The 19,248-nt window shown below is 72.1% G+C and carries 13 protein-coding genes and 1 other RNA gene; 2 read left to right on the top strand and 12 right to left on the bottom strand.

The window, feature by feature from the left end:
- Window positions 1–110 precede the first annotated feature (110 nt).
- The 8 genes from ABTX18_RS34775 to ftsE form a co-directional block, all read right to left on the bottom strand.
- Entirely contained in the window at window positions 111–1,448 is a 1,338-nt protein-coding gene (locus tag ABTX18_RS34775) for an acyltransferase family protein (protein WP_352126794.1), read from the bottom strand.
- A complete protein-coding gene (locus ABTX18_RS34770; RefSeq protein ID WP_352126793.1) occupies window positions 1,445–3,637 on the bottom strand; it encodes a bifunctional polysaccharide deacetylase/glycosyltransferase family 2 protein in 2,193 nt (730 codons plus the stop codon). The genes ABTX18_RS34775 and ABTX18_RS34770 overlap by 4 nt, the downstream gene beginning before the upstream one ends.
- The gene (locus ABTX18_RS34765) at window positions 3,638–4,279 is read right to left on the bottom strand and encodes a hypothetical protein (protein WP_352126792.1); all 642 of its coding nucleotides are present in this window, start codon (window positions 4,277–4,279) and stop codon (window positions 3,638–3,640) included.
- Between the two features lie 436 nt (window positions 4,280–4,715).
- Window positions 4,716–5,103: a transfer-messenger RNA gene (ssrA, locus tag ABTX18_RS34760) on the bottom strand.
- 140 nt (window positions 5,104–5,243) lie between these two features.
- Window positions 5,244–5,732 carry an SsrA-binding protein SmpB gene (smpB, locus tag ABTX18_RS34755; RefSeq protein ID WP_352126791.1) on the bottom strand — a complete coding sequence of 163 codons (489 nt, stop codon included), beginning with the start codon at window positions 5,730–5,732 and terminating at the stop codon, window positions 5,244–5,246.
- A gap of 18 nt (window positions 5,733–5,750) precedes the next feature.
- Window positions 5,751–6,938: a S41 family peptidase gene (locus tag ABTX18_RS34750; protein ID WP_352126790.1), complete on the bottom strand. Its 1,188-nt coding sequence runs from the start codon at window positions 6,936–6,938 to the stop codon at window positions 5,751–5,753.
- A gap of 68 nt (window positions 6,939–7,006) precedes the next feature.
- On the bottom strand, window positions 7,007–7,924 hold the full coding sequence (gene ftsX, locus ABTX18_RS34745; protein WP_352126789.1) for a permease-like cell division protein FtsX: 918 nt from the start codon (window positions 7,922–7,924) through the stop codon (window positions 7,007–7,009).
- A gap of 23 nt (window positions 7,925–7,947) precedes the next feature.
- Entirely contained in the window at window positions 7,948–8,637 is a 690-nt protein-coding gene (ftsE, locus tag ABTX18_RS34740) for a cell division ATP-binding protein FtsE (RefSeq protein ID WP_024489199.1), read from the bottom strand.
- Window positions 8,638–8,906: 269 nt separating this feature from the next.
- On the opposite strand from ftsE, the gene ABTX18_RS34735 reads away from it, so the two are divergent.
- Window positions 8,907–9,110 (top strand): hypothetical protein, encoded by a 204-nt coding sequence (locus ABTX18_RS34735; RefSeq protein WP_136330037.1) that lies wholly within the window; start codon window positions 8,907–8,909, stop codon window positions 9,108–9,110.
- A 107-nt stretch (window positions 9,111–9,217) separates the two neighbouring features.
- Here the strand turns inward: ABTX18_RS34735 and ABTX18_RS34730 are convergent, their stop codons facing one another.
- From ABTX18_RS34730 to ABTX18_RS34715, 4 genes are all read right to left on the bottom strand, one after another.
- Window positions 9,218–10,150 (bottom strand): hypothetical protein, encoded by a 933-nt coding sequence (locus ABTX18_RS34730; protein ID WP_352126788.1) that lies wholly within the window; start codon window positions 10,148–10,150, stop codon window positions 9,218–9,220.
- 398 nt (window positions 10,151–10,548) lie between these two features.
- On the bottom strand, window positions 10,549–11,655 hold the full coding sequence (prfB, locus tag ABTX18_RS34725; protein ID WP_352126787.1) for a peptide chain release factor 2: 1,107 nt from the start codon (window positions 11,653–11,655) through the stop codon (window positions 10,549–10,551).
- Window positions 11,656–11,807: 152 nt separating this feature from the next.
- Window positions 11,808–13,061 (bottom strand): serine/threonine-protein kinase, encoded by a 1,254-nt coding sequence (locus ABTX18_RS34720; protein ID WP_352126786.1) that lies wholly within the window; start codon window positions 13,059–13,061, stop codon window positions 11,808–11,810.
- A 209-nt stretch (window positions 13,062–13,270) separates the two neighbouring features.
- A complete protein-coding gene (locus tag ABTX18_RS34715) occupies window positions 13,271–14,935 on the bottom strand; it encodes a serine/threonine-protein kinase (RefSeq protein WP_352126785.1) in 1,665 nt (554 codons plus the stop codon).
- 553 nt (window positions 14,936–15,488) lie between these two features.
- Between ABTX18_RS34715 and ABTX18_RS34710 the strand changes: the two genes are divergently transcribed.
- The gene (locus ABTX18_RS34710) at window positions 15,489–19,154 is read left to right on the top strand and encodes an FtsK/SpoIIIE domain-containing protein (protein ID WP_352126784.1); all 3,666 of its coding nucleotides are present in this window, start codon (window positions 15,489–15,491) and stop codon (window positions 19,152–19,154) included.
- Window positions 19,155–19,248 lie beyond the last annotated feature (94 nt).

The following is a 19,248-nucleotide window of genomic DNA, read 5'->3' as shown; positions in this document are numbered from 1 at the left end:
GGGGTGTTGTCCCCGACGCTAGAGAGCGCGCGTTTCGGTGCGGTGCCGTGAGGTGACCGGTGCGCAACCTTGCTCTCACCGGGCCGGAAGCGGCCCGGTGAGACGGCGGCTCAGCGCCGGCGCGTACCACCGGACACGGGGGTCGCGCGGCCCCCGGCGGCGGCTTTGGACCCCTGTCCGTTGGGCCAGAGTCTCGGGGGGCGCTTGGCGGCGACGTCCTCGACCCACCCGACGGCGAGGATCATCAGCCCGATCAGCGGCCAGACGACGATCAGCGCCAGAGCGTTGTCCGCGGCGTCGATGTAGGTGCCGAGGTGGTCGCCGACCCAGGGCACGTTCCACAGCTGGTCGATGAGCAGGAATCCGGCCATCAGCAGCAGGTTGTGCCAGAGGTAGATGGTCACGGCCCGGTTGTTGGCGAGCGTGACCAGGCTGTCCCATCCGGCCAGCCGCCCCGGCAGCTGCCGCCAGGAGGGCGCGTACTGCAGGAGGATCACGCAGAAGCCGAGCGACCAGGTGGCCTGGGCGAGGGGGATCTCGTCGAGGTTCCACCCCTCCTCGCCGAGGTGCCCGGAGGCCCACCAGAGCGCGAAGGCCATGAGGAAGGCCGCCAGCGAGACCGTGAGGTAGCGGGGAACGGTCCGCAGCAGCCCGTCGTGGTGCGCGAAGCCGAGGACCCAGCAGGAGCCGAACACGGCGAAGTCGACCAGGCCCTCGCCCGCGGTGCCCGGCACGGTGACCAGCCCGGTGCCGATCACGGCGGTGAGACCGATCGGGGCGAGCAGGGTCACCCAGGGGAGCCTGCGGAAGGCCTTCAGCAGAAGCGGTGAGGCGAGCACGAACCACAGGTAGGCGCGGATGTACCAGAGCGGTCCCATGGCCTGCTCGGCCCAGGACGTCTCCAGGAAGCCGCCCTCGGAGCCGTTCTCCCACGGGAAGGGGGGCGTGCCGACCGGGAGCAGGTAGCAGCCCAGCTTGAGGAACCACCAGATGCCCTCGTCCCGGACCGGCTTCCAGCCGAGCGCGAAGACCACGGGCACGACGACCGCGAGGAACGCCCACATCGGCGGGAGCAGCCGCCGCAGCCGGCCGCGGACGACGCTCCACGCGGGCCTCGCCAGCGACCGGGCCATCAGTGAACCGGCCAGGGCGAACATGACGCCCATGGAGGGGAAGACGATGGTCAGCCAGGCCCACCCGAAGAGGTGGAAGACGACGACGCGGACGAGCGCCACCGCACGCAGCAGGTCGAGATAGCGGTCCCGGCCCGATGGCGTCGCCGCGGACGGCGCGGCTTCGGGCTCCGGCGCGGACGGTTCGGGAGCGGGGGCCTGCGGCTCCCACGCCCCGGTGCCGGGCGGCCGCATCGCGCCCCGTGTCTGCACCGGGAACGGCATCGTGTCGGTGTCCAGCGGCGGCTGCTGCGGGTGCGCCGAGGGGTGGGTCATGCGACGGGCCTCCGGTCATTGCTGCGCCGGCCCTGGCTGGGCATCGAACCGGGCGCCTCCACGACGCCCGTACGCCGCAGCTTCTGCCAGCGGAGCCGGCCGCCGGTGAGAGCGGTGATCCAGGACTGGAGCAGCACCACGTACATGAGCTGCCGGTAGAGGACCTGCTGGAGGGGCAGCGAGAGCAGATGGGTCATGCGTTCCCGGTCGAGCCGGAAGGCGTACGCGGCGCAGACGGCCTGCACCGCGAGGACACCGAGCCAGGCGACGACCGTCTGCTCGGTGGGGCCGAAGACGAGCCCGTACAGCAGGAAGACGTCGATGAGGGGGGCGAGCAGCGGGGCGACGACCATGAACAGGGCGACGAACGGCAGCCCGACGCGTCCGAAGCGGCCGGACGGGCCGCGCTCGATCACCGCGCGGCGGTGCTTCCAGATGGCCTGCATCGTGCCGTACGACCACCGGTAGCGCTGCGACCAGAGCTGCTGCACGGACTCCGGCGCCTCCGTCCAGGCGCGGGCGTTCTCCGCGTACACGACCCGCCAGCCGTCCCGGTGCAGGGCCATCGTGACGTCGGTGTCCTCGGCGAGGGTGTCCTCGCTCATGCCGCCGATCCGCTTCAGGGCCTCGCGGCGGAACGCCCCGACCGCGCCGGGGATGGTGGGCATGCAGCGCAGCATGTCGTACATCCGGCGGTCGAGGTTGAAGCCCATCACGTACTCGATGTGCTGCCAGGCGCCGATCAGCGAGTCACGGTTGCCGACCTTCGCGTTGCCCGCGACCGCCCCGACCCGCGGGTCGGCGAAGGGCTGGACGAGTTCGCGGACGGTGGACGGTTCGAAGACCGTGTCGCCGTCCATCATCACGATGATGTCGTAGCGGGCGTGCGCGATGCCGTTGTTGAGCGCGGCGGGCTTCCCCGCGTTGCGCTGGCGCACCACCCGGACGTGGCGCAGCCGCATCCGGTCGACGAGATCCGCGGTGCCGTCCGTGGAACCGTCGTCGATGACGACGACCTCGAGCGGGTAGTCGCTCGCCACCAGCGAACGGACCGTGTTGGCGATGCACTTGCTCTCGTTGTACGCGGGCACCAGCACGGACACCGGGCGGGTGAGCGGCTCGCCCCAGCTGAAGTCCTTCCTGCGGACCCGGCGGGCGTGCGCGAAGGACAGCAGCAGCATCAGGCCGAAACGGGCCAGGACCAGCACCCCGATGACGGCGAGACCCACGACCAGCACATCGGTGATGTGTTCCGAGACCTCGACGGCGTAGACGAACGCCTTGCCCTTCCAGAGGGCGTATCCCGTGACCGGGGTGTGCGCGCTGGGGGCGCCGAGGGCGTCGGTGAGGTTGGTGAACTCATAGCCCTGGTCCTGCATCTTGGGCAGGAAGTGGCCGAGGGCGGCCACGGTCTGGGACCGGTCCCCGCCCGAGTCGTGCATCAGGACGATGGCGCCCTTGCCGTGCTTCGGCGTGGCGTTCTTCGAGATGACTCCGACGCCGGGCCGCTTCCAGTCCTCGCTGTCGGTGTTGTTGACGACGGTGAGGTAGCCGCGGCTGCCGATGTACTGGGTGACCGGCCAGGACTTGTCGTCCATGGCGTCGGCGAACGAGGAGTAGGGCGGCCGGAACAGGGACGTACGGATGCCGGCGGCGCCCGCGAGCGCCAGCTGGTTCTGCGACAGCTCCCAGTCGATACGGCCGGTGGACTGGTAGGAGAGGTCGGGGTGGTTGAACGTGTGCAGCCCGACCTCGTGCCCCTCCTTGACCATGCGCTCGACAAGAGCGGGGTAGCGCGAGGCCATGGTGCCGGTGACGAAGAAGACGCCGTGCGCGTCGTACTCCTTCAGCTTGTCGAGCACGCGCGGGGTCCACACCGGGTCGGGACCGTCGTCGAAGGTCAGCACGATCCGGTGGTCGGGTATCCGGAGTGTCTTGGCGGGCTCGGTGGCGCTGCGCGCGTCGATGACCGGGCCGCCCTCCAGCACCTGCTCGGGCACCTGGTCGGTGGCCGCCGGTGGCTGGATCCGGTGGTCGGCGAGGATTTCGCTGTGCACGTAGCCGCGCAGCATCAACATGGCGAGCAGGGCAACGAGGAACAGGAACGGCAGCATGTAGCGCATGGGGAGCCTGCGCCGCCGGGTCTGCTTCTTACGGTGGTTCCTGCCCCGCGGGGCGGGGTTGGTCATCTAGCTGGCGCCTTCTTGCTCGTGCACAGGAGGGTCCGGTGTTCCGGCGGGTGGGGTCACGCGTCCCGGGGGCGTCTGCGACGGATCGGCGCTCGGCTTCCCGGTGCCGTCGGCGGCCGGTGCGGAGGCGGTCGTCGTGCCGGCCGGGGTGCCGCTGCCGGTGCTGGATCCGGTGGCGGTGTCCGGCGCGGACGGCGGGGCGGAGGCCGAGGCGGAGGCGGAGTCCTCGGCAGGCGCCGCCTGGGAGCTGCCGGACCCTGTGGCGCCGCCGGGGACGGCCGCGTGCCCTCCGGTCTGCGGGGTGACGGACGGCGTCTGGACGACGCCCGTCGGGCCGGGTGAGACCTGGGCGCCGGGGCTTTCCTCCGTGGCCGGCGTCCGTACCTCTTCCGCCTTCTGGTGCTCCTCCTGGCCGGAAAGCGGCAGGAAGGGAGCGCTGGAGTTGCCTCCGAGCAGGGCGATGACGAGCGTCACCGCGTAGCCGACGAAGAGCGCGGCCAGAACCCAGCCGAGCCGTCGGAGCGTCTTGCTGCGGCGGCCGCTCTCGTCGACGAAGACGGGACCGTCGGAGCCCTCCGGAACGCCGGGTTCCGGGAGCAGCTCGGAGAGCTGCCGTCCCAGTCCGTCGAGCTGGATCGTCACTTCGTTGGGCTCGTGGGTGTGTCCCGAACGGGCACCTTCACGCCAAGTTTCCACTGATGTACGCACTTCCCCCACTCAGGATCCGGTGCGCACATCTGACCGTCTGTGCGTCGTCGGACCGGGCCCCCACCTGGTTCGCGCGCTCCTACCACAGTGCACCCGGGCCATGAATGTAGCGCACCCCGGCGACGCTCCGACCCCGCGGTGAGGTGTTGTACATCATGAGAGATACATCCGTTTTCGAACCGTGGTGCGGGGCCTGCCCCGGGCGGGTGAGCGACGGGAGCGCGGCACGTGCCCGCACGCCGGGGCTCACGCCCCCGCACGCCGGTCGAGGCCTGCGGTGTGCCGGTCGCCGCCGGCCCGCTGTGCGTCGGGCAGCAAAAAAACGAGGACCCCGCTGCCGGTGGCAGCGGGGTCCTCGTTCACATGGGAATTGTGGAGATGGCGGGAATCGAACCCGCGTCCAACGGTGCGGAACCAGGGCTTCTCCGAGTGCAGTTCGCTGCGCTTTTCTCGGCCCCGGAGGTCACGCGAACAAGCCTCCGACAGGCCCAGTCACTGTTTGATTTCCTTCCAAGCCCCGTGACCGGGCTTAGAAGTTTAGATCCCTTAGTGATGCCAGGATCCGGGTCGGGACCAACCCCGGGCTGACACTCCGCAGAGTCTTCGCTTAGCTGCTAATTAGGCAGCGAGGGCGAAGGCGGAGGAATCGCGCTTAGAAGTGGCGATTATTGTTTGCGACATATGGTTTACGAGATCATTGTCGCTTCCTCGACTCGCTTCCCCTGCTTCGACATCCGCTGTCGAAACCGATCATCCCCATGTTGATTTTTCAAAGGTGGTGCCAGGTGATGCTTGGTGGTGCTCCACCCCGTGGGGTGCAGTGCCATCGTACGTGACCAACGCACGACGATGCCAGCCTATTCCTGCCGCACCGGCCGGCCGGTGCGCGCGTGGCCGCTCAGGCGCTCCGCTGACGGCGGCGGGCCGCCGAGATCGCCCGGTTCGTCTCCCTCGTGTCCTGCTTCTCGCGCAGCGTCTGCCGCTTGTCGTACTCCTTCTTGCCCTTCGCCAGCGCGATCTCGACCTTGACCCGGCCGCCCGTGAAGTACAGGGCGAGCGGCACGATCGTGTGCCCGGTCTCCTGGGACTTCGACTCCAGCTTGTCGATCTCGGCCCGGTGCATCAGCAGCTTGCGCTTGCGCTTGGCGGAGTGGTTGGTCCAGGTCCCCTGGACGTACTCCGGGACGTGGACGTTGTGCAGCCACGCCTCGCCGCCGTCGATCTGCACGAAGCCGTCCACCAGGGAGGCCCGTCCCATGCGCAGCGATTTGACCTCGGTACCCATGAGGGCGAGGCCGCACTCGTAGGTGTCGAGGATGGTGTAGTCGTGGCGCGCCTTCTTGTTCTGCGCGACCATCTTGCGCCCGGTGTCTTTTTCCTTAGCCATAGTGCGGCCATTTTCGCACTACGACCCACCCCCGAGGCCACTCAATACCGTCTCGGCCCGCTGCTGGGCCCGCGCGCTCACCGCGAGGTCGGGGGTGATGCCGCGTCCGTCGACGCTGCGGCCCGCCGGCGTGCGGTAGTGCCCCACGGTCAGCTCGGCCACGGAACCGCCCGCGAGCCTGCTCGGCATCTGGACCGATCCCTTGCCGAAGGTCCGCGAACCGACGGTGACCGCCCGGCCCCGGTCCTGCAGTGCGCCGGTGAGGAGCTCGGCCGCGCTCATGGTGCCCCCGTCGATCAGGACGACGACGGGGCGCCCGGTGTCGCCCCCGGCCTCGGCGTACAGCGCGCGCTGCTCCCCGTGCACGTCGTACGTGGCCACCAGGCCGCCGTCCAGGAACGCGGAGGCTGCGGTGACCGCCTCGGTGACCAGCCCGCCGGAGTTGCCGCGCAGGTCCAGCAGCACCCCGGCGCCCGCGGGCGCCTCGACGACCGCGTCGCGGACCGCGGCGCCCGACCCCCTGGTGAACGAGTCGACCTGGATCAGTACAGCTGCGGAGGAATCGGAACGGTACGGTCCGAGCCGCCGCACGGAGACGGCCTCGGTGGCGAGGCGGGCCCGCCGCAGCGTCTCGGTCCGGATGACGGAGCCCCGCTGGACGCCCAGCACCACGGTGGTGCCGGCGGGCGCGCCGGTGCGGTCACCACGCAGCAGCGCCACGACGTCGGAGACCGGGCGCCGGTCGACCCGGCGGCCGTCGACCGTGCGCAGCAGATCCCCGGCGCGGATCCCGGCCCGCGCGGCGGGGCTGCCCGGCTGGACCCGGGTGACGGTGACCAGCCCGTCCGCAGAACGCCGGGCGGCGAGCCCTACGCCCGTGTACGAGCCGTCGAGGGCCTGCTCGAACTCCCGGTACTCCCGCTCGTCGTAGACCGCGCCCCAACGGTCCCCGCTGCGGCTGACGGCCTCCTCGGCCGCCTCCGTACCGGACTTGCCGTCGGCCACGGCCTCGGCCGCCGCGTCGGCCACGGCGTCGCGGTCGGCGGCAGAGGCGACGGACCGGGTCTCTATCTCGGTGCTCCGGCCCTCCCCGCGCGGCAGCGAGCCGGTGGCTGCGGCCGTGGCGAGCACACTCGCGAAGACCAACGTCAGGGCCGCCCCGCGGCGGACGCCGCGGGGCCCGAAACGGTTCTCGGGGCCCGGCATGGCGCCGAGTCTAGGACAACGCCCCGACGGCGCACGGCCCGTTGGCCGCGCGCCCCACGGGGCGCATGTCACACCTTGAGGTACTTGCGCAGCGCGAAGAGAGCCGCAACGGCGGGCATCAGCAGGCCGATCGCCAGCACCAGCGGGAGCTTCGTGAGAACGGCCTCCCAGCCGATGAAGTCGATCAGGTTCAGCTTGTCCTGGAGGGCGAGACCGCCGTCGATCAGGAAGTAGCGCCCCGCCAGCAGCATCACGCAGGCCAGTACGCCGCCGATGAGGCCGGCGAACGCGGCCTCCATGATGAACGGCATCTGGATGTAGAAGCCGGAGGCGCCGACGAGCCGCATGATGCCGGTCTCGCGCCTTCTGCTGAACGCGGACACCCTGACCGTGTTCACGATCAGCATCAGGGCGATGACGAGCATCAGCGCCATCACGAAGATCGCGGCGACGTTCATCCCGTTCATTAGCCCGAAGAGGTTGTCCAGGATGCTTCTCTGGTCCTGGACCGACTGCACCCCGTCACGCCCGGCGAAGGCCGTGGCGACGACCTTGTACTTCGTGGGGTCGTGCAGCTTGACGCGGTAGGACTCCGGCATCTGGTCGGGCGTGATGTTGCCCGCCATCGGGGAGTCGCCGAACTCCTCCTGGTAGTGCTTGTACGCCTGGTCCGACGACTCGTAGATCACCGTGTCGACGACGTCCATCTTCTTGAGATCGGCCAGGATCTCCTTCTTCTGCGGCTCGGTGACCGCACCCTTGGCGCACTGGACCACCGTCTCCGCGTCGCCCTTGCCGCAGAGGTAGATGGAGACGTTGACCTTGTCGTACCAGTAGTCCTTCATCGTGCTGACCTGCTCGCGCATGAGCAGCGCGCCACCGAACAGGGCGAGCGAGAGGGCGACGGAGACGACGACGGCGAAGGTCATCGTGAGGTTGCGACGGAGGCCGACGCCGATCTCCGACAGGACGAACTGGGCGCGCATGGCGTCCTTTCAGTGCTGGGTGCTCAGTGCTGGTAGCCGTAGACGCCGCGCGCCTGGTCGCGTACGAGACGGCCCTGCTCGAGCTCGATGACGCGTTTGCGCATCTGGTCGACGATGTTCTGGTCGTGGGTCGCCATGATCACGGTGGTCCCGGTCCGGTTGATCCGGTCCAGCAGCTTCATGATCCCGACCGAGGTCTGCGGGTCGAGGTTGCCGGTCGGCTCGTCCGCGATCAGCAGCATGGGCCGGTTGACGAAGGCCCGCGCGATCGCCACGCGCTGCTGCTCACCACCGGAGAGCTCGCCGGGCATCCGGTCCTCCTTGCCGCCGAGACCGACGAGGTCGAGGACCTGCGGGACCGCCTTGCGGATCTCGCCGCGAGGCTTGCCGATCACTTCCTGGGCGAACGCCACGTTCTCCGCGACGGTCTTGTTGGGAAGGAGGCGGAAGTCCTGGAACACCGTGCCCAGCTGGCGGCGCATGTGCGGCACCTTCCAGTTGGACATGCGCGCGAGGTCCTTGCCGAGGACGTGGACCATGCCCTGGCTGGCGCGCTCCTCGCGGAGGATGAGACGCATGAAGGTGGACTTGCCGGAGCCGGAGGAGCCCACCAGGAAGACGAACTCGCCCTTCTCGATATCGAGAGACACATCCCGTAGAGCGGGACGGCTCTGCTTCGGGTAGGTCTTGGAGACGTTGTCGAATCGGATCACGGATGCACCACGGTCGGCCGGGAGTAGGTGAGCGTGACCATACGCGAACCGGGCTCACGCGTGCAGGCGCGCGTGCCGGGATGGGTGTTTTACGGTGAAACGGCAGCGGCCCGGACGCTTGCGGAACGGTCACGGACCGGGACGTTTCCGGCGGGCCGAGCCGAAATCGGCGCGAGCTGGCACAGTGGTAGGGGGAACGGTTGCGTTTCCCTGAGCGTTGTGCGGAGAGACAGCTTGTGCGGCTCCGCCGCGCGGGAGGAGGAAAGCGCATGACCTATGACCGACTGGTGTGCGCGAACTGCGCGGCGCCCGTGAACGAGGGGCGATGCCCCGTCTGCCGGGCCAGCCGCGCGCGACTGGAACAGCAGGAACAGGAGCAGGGGCCCTTCGCGGGGCTCAGCCCGGCGATGCTGGTGGCCCTGATGGTGGTGCTGCTGGCCGCGCTGGCCCTGCTGGCGCACCAGACGGTGTAGCCGGCCCTCCTCGTACGCCGTACGCGCGCCTGCGCGCTCAGGGGCCCCGGATGCCGATCGGCGTCCGGGGCCCCTGTGTGCGTACGTGTACGTACCGCTGCTGCCCGTCAGGCGGCGGTGCGGCCGTTCACCAGGCGCGGGAGGATCCGGAAGCCGATGCCTCCGGCGATCATCGTCGCGGCGCCGACCAGCAGGAACGTGGTCTCGGCGGCACCGGTCTCGGCGAGCTCGTCCTTGCCCTTGCCCTGCTCGACCGGCTGGTTGCCGACCGAGTCGGTGTCGGTGTTGTCGGAGTCGACGCACTCGGCACCGTCGAGGGAGACGGTGCAGGTGCCGGTGTCGCCGTCGGTGGAACCGGCGGTCGAGCTACCCGCGGTGGAACCGGCGGTCGAGCTACCCGCGGTGGTGCCGGCATTGGCACCGGCGTTCGCGCCCGCGTCGGTTCCGGCGTCGGCACCAGCGTCGGTTCCGGCGTCGGCACCAGCGTCAGCGCCCGCGTCAGCCCCGGCGTCCGCACCAGCGTCAGCTCCGGCGTCGGCACCAGCGTCAGCTCCGGCGTCGGCGCCCGCGTCGGCGCCCGCGTCAGCTCCGGCGTCCGCACCAGCGTCAGCGCCCGCGTCAGCGCCCGCGTCAGCTCCGGCATCCGCACCAGCGTCGGCCCCGGCGTCCGCCCCGGCATCCGCGCCCGCGTCCGCACCCGCGTCAGCTCCGGCATCCGCACCAGCGTCGGCACCCGCGTCCGCACCAGCGTCGGCCCCGGCATCCGCGCCCGCGTCGGCTCCGGCATCCGCACCCGCGTCGGCTCCGGCATCCGCACCCGCGTCGGCTCCGGCGTCCGCGCCCGCGTCGACGCCGCCGGCCGGTCCGGCGTTGTCGCCTTCACCGGCCTGCACGCCGATCTGGACGCCGCTGCCGCCGGCCTCCACTCCGACACCGATCCCGATGGCCTGCGCCGCACCCGCGGCCGTGAGCGAGGCGCCGGCGGCAATGACCGCGCCCGCGGCTATCCGCGCGACGCGGACTCGCGTCTTCTTCGTCATATGCTGCTACCCCCAGTAGCTGTTCTCGTCAATGGAGCAGCCATATGCGGGGCATGGCTCAGCGGGGTTTGCTCCGAGCGTCGGCCCACGTTGTGCCGTGGCCATGCCGCCCGCCCCCGATCACACCCGTCCCAGACATACGCATGCTGCCCTAGCAGCCTGTCCAGAGTTAAGGACTACGTCAAGGTCGTTCTGCACAATGTGCCCCTGTTTGGACAGAGTTGAGCTTCATTCAGCACCACGACTGTGACGCACTCAGCACGCCGTCCACGCAACTCGCCACGCCAACTCCCCATCCACCGAGGCAAGTTTCGGGGCAGCTGTTCCCCCGGGTACGAGGAAGGGCGTGGGAGCCGCGGCTCCCACGCCCTTCCTGGTCTGCGTCCCGTACGGCGGGACTACTTCTCGCTCTGCTTGCGCCAGCGGATACCGGCCTCGATGAAGCCGTCGATCTCGCCGTTGAAGACCGCTTCGGGGTTGCCCATCTCGAAGTCCGTACGCAGGTCCTTGACCATCTGGTACGGGTGCAGGACGTACGAGCGCATCTGGTTGCCCCAGGAGTTGCCGCCGTCGCCCTTGAGCGCGTTCATCTTCGCCTGCTCCTCCTGGCGGCGGCGCTCGAGGAGCTTCGCCTGGAGGACGTTCATCGCGGACGCCTTGTTCTGGATCTGCGAACGCTCGTTCTGGCAGGACACGACGATGCCGGTCGCCAGGTGGGTCAGGCGCACCGCGGAGTCCGTGGTGTTGACGCCCTGGCCGCCGGGGCCCGAGGAGCGGTACACGTCGACGCGCAGCTCGGACTCGTCGATCTCGATGTGGTCGGTCTGCTCGACCACCGGCAGCACCTCGACGCCCGCGAAGGACGTCTGGCGGCGGCCCTGGTTGTCGAACGGCGAGATCCGGACGAGCCGGTGCGTGCCCTGCTCGACGGAGAGCGTGCCGTAGGCGTACGGCACCTCGACGGCGAAGGTGGTCGACTTGATGCCGGCCTCTTCGGCGTACGCCGTCTCGTAGACCTCGGTCTTGTAGTTGTGCCGCTCGGCCCAGCGGAGGTACATGCGCTGGAGCTTCTCGGCGAAGTCCGCGGCGTCGACGCCACCGGCCTCGGCCCGGATGGTGACGAGGGCCTCGCGCGCGTCGTACTCACCGGAGAGGAGCGTGCGGACCTCCATCTCGTCCAGCGCCTTGCGGACGGACACCAGCTCGGCCTCGGCCTCGGCGAGCGCGTCGGCGTCGGCCTCGTCCTCGGCGAGCTCGAACATGACCCCGAGGTCGTCGATCCGGCCGCGGAGGGCCTCGGTCTTGCGGACCTCGGCCTGGAGGTGCGAAAGCTTGCTGGTGATCTTCTGCGCCGCCTCCGGGTCGTCCCAGAGGGACGGCGCGGCCGCCTGCTCCTCGAGCACGGCGATGTCCCCCCTCAGCGCATCCAGGTCCAGGACGGCCTCGATCGACCCCATGGTCGAGGAGAGGGACTTCAGCTCTTCGGAAATATCGACGACTGCCACGGGTCCAGCGTAACGGCTGTCGGCGCGGGCGTTCCTCGGACGGCTTGATCACGATCGCGCCCGGGCCGGCCGCACCCCTCCCGGACCCCGTCGGACGGAGGCGGATCCGGAGCACTTGTGGCGTCCGACACAGGAAGTGCCGCCTTCCGGCGCTACGGCGACCCCGGTGCCGAGTTCTTCGTGTCCTGGGGGGACGCGGGCCCCGCGTCCCCGTCGCTCAGGGCGAACCAGCCGCCGACGCCGAGGGCCGCGACCAGGACCAGGGCAGCGGCGCCCAGGGTGAGGCGGCGTTTGCGGATGGCGGCGGACTTGTTGCGGGCCGAGCCGGGGCGGGGCCTGCCCGGGGCGCGGGGTGCGCGGGCGGTGCCGCGGGGGCCGCCGGAGAGTTCGTCGGGGGCCGGGACGCGCATGCTCGTGTGGGTGTCCCGGTTGGAGTCGGGCGACGAGCCGGGGACCAGCGGGACCGCGCCGCGGCGGCGGGGCTCCTCGGTGGCCGGGGTGTACTGCTGCTCGTCGTAGGCCTGCCCGTGGGGATCGGACTCGGACTCGTCGTCCGGTTCGTCCACGTCCAGCGGCGGTATGCCGGCCAGGTGCGGGAGCTGCTCGCGCAGCCGGGTCGCCAGCTCGGAGGCGCGCAGCCGGGAGGCCGGGGCCTTGGCCAGGCACTGGACCAGCAGCTGCCAGAGCTCCTCGGGGATGCCGGGCAGCGGGACGACGGTCTCGGTGACATGCCGGCGCAGCACGGCGCCGGGGTGGCCGCCGCCGAAGGGGGTGAAGCCCGCGAGGAGCTCGTACAGCACGGTCGCCAGCGCGTAGATGTCGACGGCGGCGCGCGGCGGGAGGCCCTCGACGATCTCGGGGGCCAGATAGTCCGGGGTACCGATGATCTTGGTGGCCTTGGTGCGGCGCGGGGTGTCGATCAGCTTGGCCACACCGAAGTCGGTGAGCAGCGCCGGGTGGGAGTTGCCGGGGCCGAGCGGGCCCTCCATGTCGAGCAGGATGTTCTCCGGCTTGACGTCGCGGTGGACCACCCCGGCGGCGTGCGCCGCGGCGAGGCCGTCGGCGACGTCCGTGACGATCGCGACGGCGGCCTCGGGGGCCAGCCGGCGCTCGCGGTCGAGCCGGGTGCGCAGATCCGTACCCCGGACCAGGTTCATCACCAGGGCCAGGTCGTTGCCGTCCACCACGAGGTCGCGGACGGCGACGACGTGCGGATGGTCGAGCCCGAGCAGAGCGGTGCGCTCCTGGACGAAGCGGCCCACCAGTTCCTGGTCGGACGCGAGGTCCTCGCGCAGCAGCTTGATGGCGACGGGCCCCTCGGGACCGTCACCGAGCCACACCGTGCCGGCGCTGCCGCGCCCCAGAATCTGGTGGGCGGTGTACCGGCTGCCGATATTCCGTGCCAAGACTGCTCCCTCAGCGGCTGGCGATGGACCGTCGCACAACAACCCCCGGTCGACAAAGCTACGCGGCGATCGGGGGGTCGCGTGCGCTGGATGGCGCCAACCTTCGCTTCTGCGGGCGAATTGCCGCGGAATTGGTCAGCAGAAGTCGATATAGCTACAGAGTCCGGTCGGTGTCCGCTACAGAGTCCGGTCGGTGTCCGGGTGTCGCATCAGCTTCCGCTGCCGCCGCTGTCGCCGCCGATCTTCGAGATCCAGCCGGTGACGGTGTCGAAGGCGTCGGTGATCGCGTGCCAGTAGCTCTGCCCCTGGCCGATCCAGTCCTTCAGCGGGGTCAGCTCCCAGATCAGCCAGCTCGCGACGAAGAGGAGCACCAGCGTGAACAGGCAGCCCTTCAGGCAGCCGAGGCCGGGGATCTTCATCGGGTTGGAGCTGCGCTGCCTCGGCTCCCTGGGCGGGCGCTGGGCCGGCTGCTGGGGCTGCTGGGGCTGTTGCGGCGGCGCGTACTGCTGGCGCTGCGGCTGAGGCTGGTACTGCTGCTGCTGAGGCTGGGGTTGGTACTGCTGGGGCTGCTGGCGGTACTGCGGCTGCTGTTGCTGCTGCTGATACTGCTGTTGGCGGCGCGGCTGCTGTTGCTGCGGCTGCTGGCGCTGGGGCCGGCGGCGCAGCGGGTCCTGGCTCGGGTCGAGGTACTGGACCTGCGTCTGCTCGTTGCGGTCGCGGGCGGCCTGGAGCTGGGACTGCCACGGGTGCGGTCCGTCGGGCTGCGGTTCCCCCTCGGGGCGCGGCGGGACGGGCGGCATGACCGCGGTCGGGTCGGCGTGAGGTCCGCCCGGCCCGGCGTTGTGCTGCAGCACGCTGGTGGCCGCGTTGGGGTCGTAGCCGTTCGGGTCGTACGAGCCGGCGTTGCTCGGGAGCACCTGCGTCGGGTCGGCCGCTCCCGGTGTCTCCGGTACGGCGGTGGGCGCCGGGTCGGGCGCGAGCAGGGCGCCCACTCCGTCGGCGGCCGCGATCTGCGCGGAGTTCGCGTGCACACCGATGCCGGCGGCGACCGTACGCAGCGCGCGGGCGAGGTTCTCGGCGCTGGGCCGGCGGTCCGGGTCCTTGCTCAGGCAGCGCTCTATCACTGTCCACAGCGGGGCGGGGACGGTGCTGGGGCGGCGGGGCTCCTCGCTGAGGTGCCGGTGCAGGACCTCCAGCGCGGTGCCGCCGGCGAACGGCGGACGGCCGGTGACCAGCTCGTACAGCAGGATTCCGGCGCCGTAGATGTCGACTGCGGAGGTCTGCGGGCGGCCCTCGGCCGACTCGGGCGCCACATAGGCCGGCGTCCCGACGAACTCGTGGGTGCGGGTCAGCCCCGGGGAGTCGGCGAGCCGGGCGATGCCGAAGTCGGTGAGCATGGGGTGCATCTGGCCGTTGCGCTCGTCGAGCAGCACGTTGGCGGGCTTCAGGTCGCGGTGGACGACGCCGTCGGCGTGGCTGGCGGCGAGCGCGTCCGCGATCTGCGCGGTGAGCAGCGAGGCGGCGACCGGGGTGAGCGGGCCGTTGTCGCGGAGGTAGCGGTGCAGGTCCGGGCCGTCGACCAGGTCCATGACGAGGGCGAGGAGATCGCCCTCCACGACCAGGTCACGGGTGCGCACGATGTTCTCGTGCCGCAGCCGCAGCAGGACGGAGCGCTCGCGCAGGAACCGCATCACGACGTCCGCGTCGTTGGCGAGCTCCTCCTTGAGGACCTTGATCGCCACGGTCTCGCCGGGCTGGCCGGCGACGGCCGCCTCGGCACCCGCGGTCTCACGCTGGCGGGCGCGCCAGACGGTGCCCGTGGCGCCGCGTCCCAGCGGCTCCTCGAGCAGGTACTTGCTGCCTACCGGCCGCACGTCATGCGCTCCCTGCTGGTCGTGGTGCTTGCTGTCCCCCGGGTCCGTCCGGAGTTTCCGGCCCACTCTAGTAGGGCGGAGGACATGGACGGCCGGGTCGGGCAGGTTACCTTTTTGTGCGCATTCCCCGTAATTTCCCGGAGGGGTACGGTCTGCCCGCCACGACTCCAGGGACTGTACGGTCCGCCCGCCGCGCGGCCGGGAGTACCGGTTGCGGAGGAAGACGCTCCGCCGGGCCGGATGGTTGCCGCGCGGGCCTCAGGCAGCCCGGTTCCGGAGCACGGCCGGCGCGGAACGGACCTCTCGCGGGCGCCCGGGAAACGGCCAAGCAGGCACTTTTGGGCGCACAGCAGACCTTTCAAGATCACTTACTGGTGACCCCCGGGCGTGTTGTCAGTGGCAGGTGCGAGGATGCCTCCAGCACGGAACTGTGGGGGCGGGAGCTCTGCGGTACGTGACGAACCTGTACCGGACGACGCGTCCGTGCCGGGTGGGGGGAATCACAGGGCGTTCCCCTGCCGGGCACCGCGCGCAGAAGGGACCGCTGACGGCGATGCAGATCCGGCTGACCGTCCTCGCGCCGCCCAGCGGCCAGACCCCGGCGCGCGCCTGCGACGTGCTGGTGACCGCCCCCGCGGGGACGGCGCTGGCCGCCGTGGCGTCCCATCTGGCCGCCTCCGTCTCGGGGCCCGACGGTTCCCTGGGCAGCGGTGCGGTGGTGCTGTTCGCCGGACGGGAACGGCTCGACGCGCAGCGGTGCGCGCTCGGTGAGCCGCCCCTGATCGACGGGGCGGTGCTCTCGCTCCAGGTGCCGGGCGAGGACGAGGCGCCGGACGACGCCGTCCCGGCCCAGCTGCACGTGATCGCGGGTCCGGACGCGGGCGGGGTCCACCTGCTGCACGGCGGGCAGATCCGGATCGGCCGCTCCGCCGACGCCGACGTCCCGCTCGACGACCCGGACGTGTCCCGACTGCACTGCGCGGTGACGGTCTCTCCGGAGGGCCGCGTCTCCGTCACCGACCTCGGCTCCACCAACGGCACATCGCTGGACGGCGCGGACGTCCGCGACCGCCCGGTCCGGCTGAACCCCGGCGCGCTCCTCCGGCTCGGCGAGTCCACCCTCCGGCTCACCTCCGGCGCCCGGACTCCGACGCTGGAGTCGGCGCCGGACGGCGAGGGCCATCTGCGGGTGGCCAGGGCACCGGCCACCGACCCGGTGACCCCGGACCACGGCTACGGACCCGCGTACGGCGAACCGGAGCAGTACGCCGGGCCGGACCCCGCCCATGAACACGAGCGCTCGACGGATCCCGACGGGCGGCACCCGGCACGGCCGCACTCCGGCTCCGGCTCCGGCTCCGGCTCCGGCTCCGGCTCCGGCTCCGGCTCCGGGCGTACCGGCCGGGCGGTGGACGACGGCTCGCCCCGGCGCGGCGGCATAGGCGCCTGGGCCCGGCGGCTCGCGGGCGGCAAGGGCGATCCGGTGCACGAGAGCGCGCCCGTCGAGGCCGGCCCCCCGGTCCCCGCCCCGACGTTCACCGCGCTGCCCACCGCCCCCGAGGGCACCTGGCCGGACCCGGCCTCCGTCCTGCTGACCGCGCTCGGTCCCGGCCCCCGGCTGTGGGAGCGCGACACCGCGCACCCGGAGGCGCTGGTGGTCCGGCTGGGTACGACCGAGCGGGCCGACCTGCCCGCCGTGCCGGTGACGGTGGGGCTGCGGGAAGCCGGTTCGCTCGGCCTCGCCGGCCCGCGGGAGCGACTGGTGGGACTCGCCCGCTCCGCCGTGGCCCAGCTGGCCGCGCTGCACTCCCCCGCCGATCTGGAGATCGTGCTGATCAGCACGGACCGGGCGCGCGGGACGGACGAGCGGCGCCGCGCGTGGTCCTGGCTCGGCTGGCTGCCGCATCTGCGGCCGATGCACGGCCAGGACTGCCGGCTCCTCCTGGCGTACGACCGCGAGCAGGCGGTCGCCCGGACCACGGAGCTGGTGCGCCGCCTGGACGAGGGCCCGCTCGGCCCCGGCTGGGCGAGCCTCGATCCCGGTACGGTCGCCGAGGCCGCCCGTCAGTACGAGGGTCCGTTCACCGTGGTGGTCGTCGACGGCGACCCCGGTTCCGCGGTCCTGCGCGAGAACACCGCCCGGCTGGCCGCGGCCGGTGCGGCGGCGGGCATCCATCTGATCTGTCTGGCGGAGACCCCGGCCGCCACGCCCACCTCGCCGGTCGCCGCGACGTACGAGGCGGCCTGCCATGCCTCGATCGCGTTCCGTGAGTGCGGGGCCGTGGCCATGCTCAGCGGTGATGTGGCGACGGCCCTGCGGCTGCTGCGGACCGCGGGCGGCCGGGCGGCCGGGCACGGAACGGTGGCCACGGTGGACGCGGTGTCGGCGCACTGGGCGGAGCGGTTCGCCCGGGCCCTGGCCCCGCTGCGCGCCGAGGGGTCGGCCGCGCTGCCGGGCCACCGCGCGGTGGTGGCGCTCCCGCCGTCCGCCCGCCTCCTGGACGAGCTGGGCCTGGCCCGGGCCACTCCGGCCTCACTGATGGCCCGCTGGGCCTCGGCCGCGGACGCCCAGCCGGGGGCGACGGTCCGTGGCTCGGGCAGCTGGGCGGCCGGTTCGGGAGCGACGGCCGACGATGCCCGCGGTTCGGCCCGCACCGCCCACCCCGGCCCCCGCGTCGGCGCCCAGCGCACCCCCGCCGACCCGCCGCCCCACACCGGCGGAACCCTGGGCACGGACGACGACCGCACCCAGACCTCCGGCCGCACGCCGTACCCCGACACCACCGGGTCCGGCCGCACGCCGTACCCCCGCAGCAGCAGCAACGACACCCACGCGGGTGTGCCGCACCGGGCCTCCGGCCGCACCCCGTACCCCGACACCACCGCGACCGGATCCGGCCGCACCCCCTACCCCCGCGCAGGAACGCAGCGTCACGACGGAGCGCCCGGGGACACACCCAGTTCCCGCACCCTCCCGGGTTCCGACACCCGTTCCTGGGACGGGGCAGGGGCAGGGGCAGGGGCCGGAGACGTCCAGGGCGCCGACAGCCTGCGTAGCGCCGGATCGGGGCGCTCATCGAACCGGGTCAGCGGTCCGCGCCAGAGTGACGCCCCCCAGGTCGCCGCGCGCGGTGCCGAGTCGACGGCAAGCGCGCCGGCGGCAACGGCCACGCCCGCCGGCGCCGCCGGGCGGCCCGTCATCGTGCTCGGGGCCGGGCCCCGGGGCCCCGTGAGCGTGGATCTCGCCGAGGAGGGGCCGCACCTGCTCATCGAGGGCCCCGCCGGCAGTGGCCGTACGGAACTGCTGCGGGCGGTCGCCGCGTCGCTGGCCGCCGCCGACCGGCCGGACCGGCTCGGCATCCTGCTGGTCGACGGGGCGGGCGGCGAGCGCGGCGAGAGTCTGCGCCCCTGCACCGAACTCCCGCACACGTTCACGCACCTGGTGGCATCCGACCCGGTCCGGATGCGGGAGTTCGCGCAGGCGCTGGGCGGTGAGGTGAAGCGGCGGGCCGAGCTCCTCGGCGGGCTGGACTTCGCCGACTGGCACAGCCGGTACGCGGTGGCGCAGCGGATGGTCGGGCAGCGTTCCCCCGGCCCGTCCGAGCAGCGCGGTGACATCGACTCCACGATGAGCGGCACCCTGCGGCTGCGGCCCGCCGCCGCGCGGGCGGCGGACCCCGGCCCCTCGCCGCTGCCCCGGCTCGTCGTGCTCGTGGACGATTTCGACGCCCTGATCGCCCCGGCGCTGGGCAGTCCGGGCCGGCCGGCCGCCGGTTCGGTCGTACGGGCACTGGAGGCCGTGGCCCGGGACGGCGGGCGGCTCGGCATCCACCTCGTCGCGGCATCCGCCCGCCCGGACCGCACGGAGGACACCGAACTGGCCCGCGGGGCGCGGCTGCGCGTCGTGCTGGACCCGCCCGTCGTGCCGCCCTCGCCGGACGAGCCGGCGCCGGGCCGTGGGCGGCTGGGCCATCCCGACGGGCGGGTGACGCCGTTCCAGGGCGGCCGGGTGACCGGCCGCATCCCGCGTACGGCGACGCTGCGGCCCACGGTCGTCCCGCTGGAGTGGGAGCGGATGGGCGATCCGCCCACCCGTCGGCCGGTCCGCGAGCTGGGCAACGGGCCGACGGACCTCGCGCTGCTGGCCAGCGCGCTGGAGCGGGCGGCCCGTTCGGTCAACGCCGAACGGCTGCCTCCGCTGGCGCCCGCGCACCACTGAGGGACGGTGGGCCCCTCACACGGCCCACCGCCTCTCCTCCCCTCATACCCACCATGACCTCACGTCACGAGCCCATCACGATCAATGAGTTGGG

This window comes from Streptomyces sp. NPDC096323 (assembly GCF_040302845.1).
GTDB lineage: Bacteria > Actinomycetota > Actinomycetes > Streptomycetales > Streptomycetaceae > Streptomyces.
Note: the sequence above shows the minus strand (reverse complement) of the source record. Positions and strands in the feature narration are given on the sequence as shown.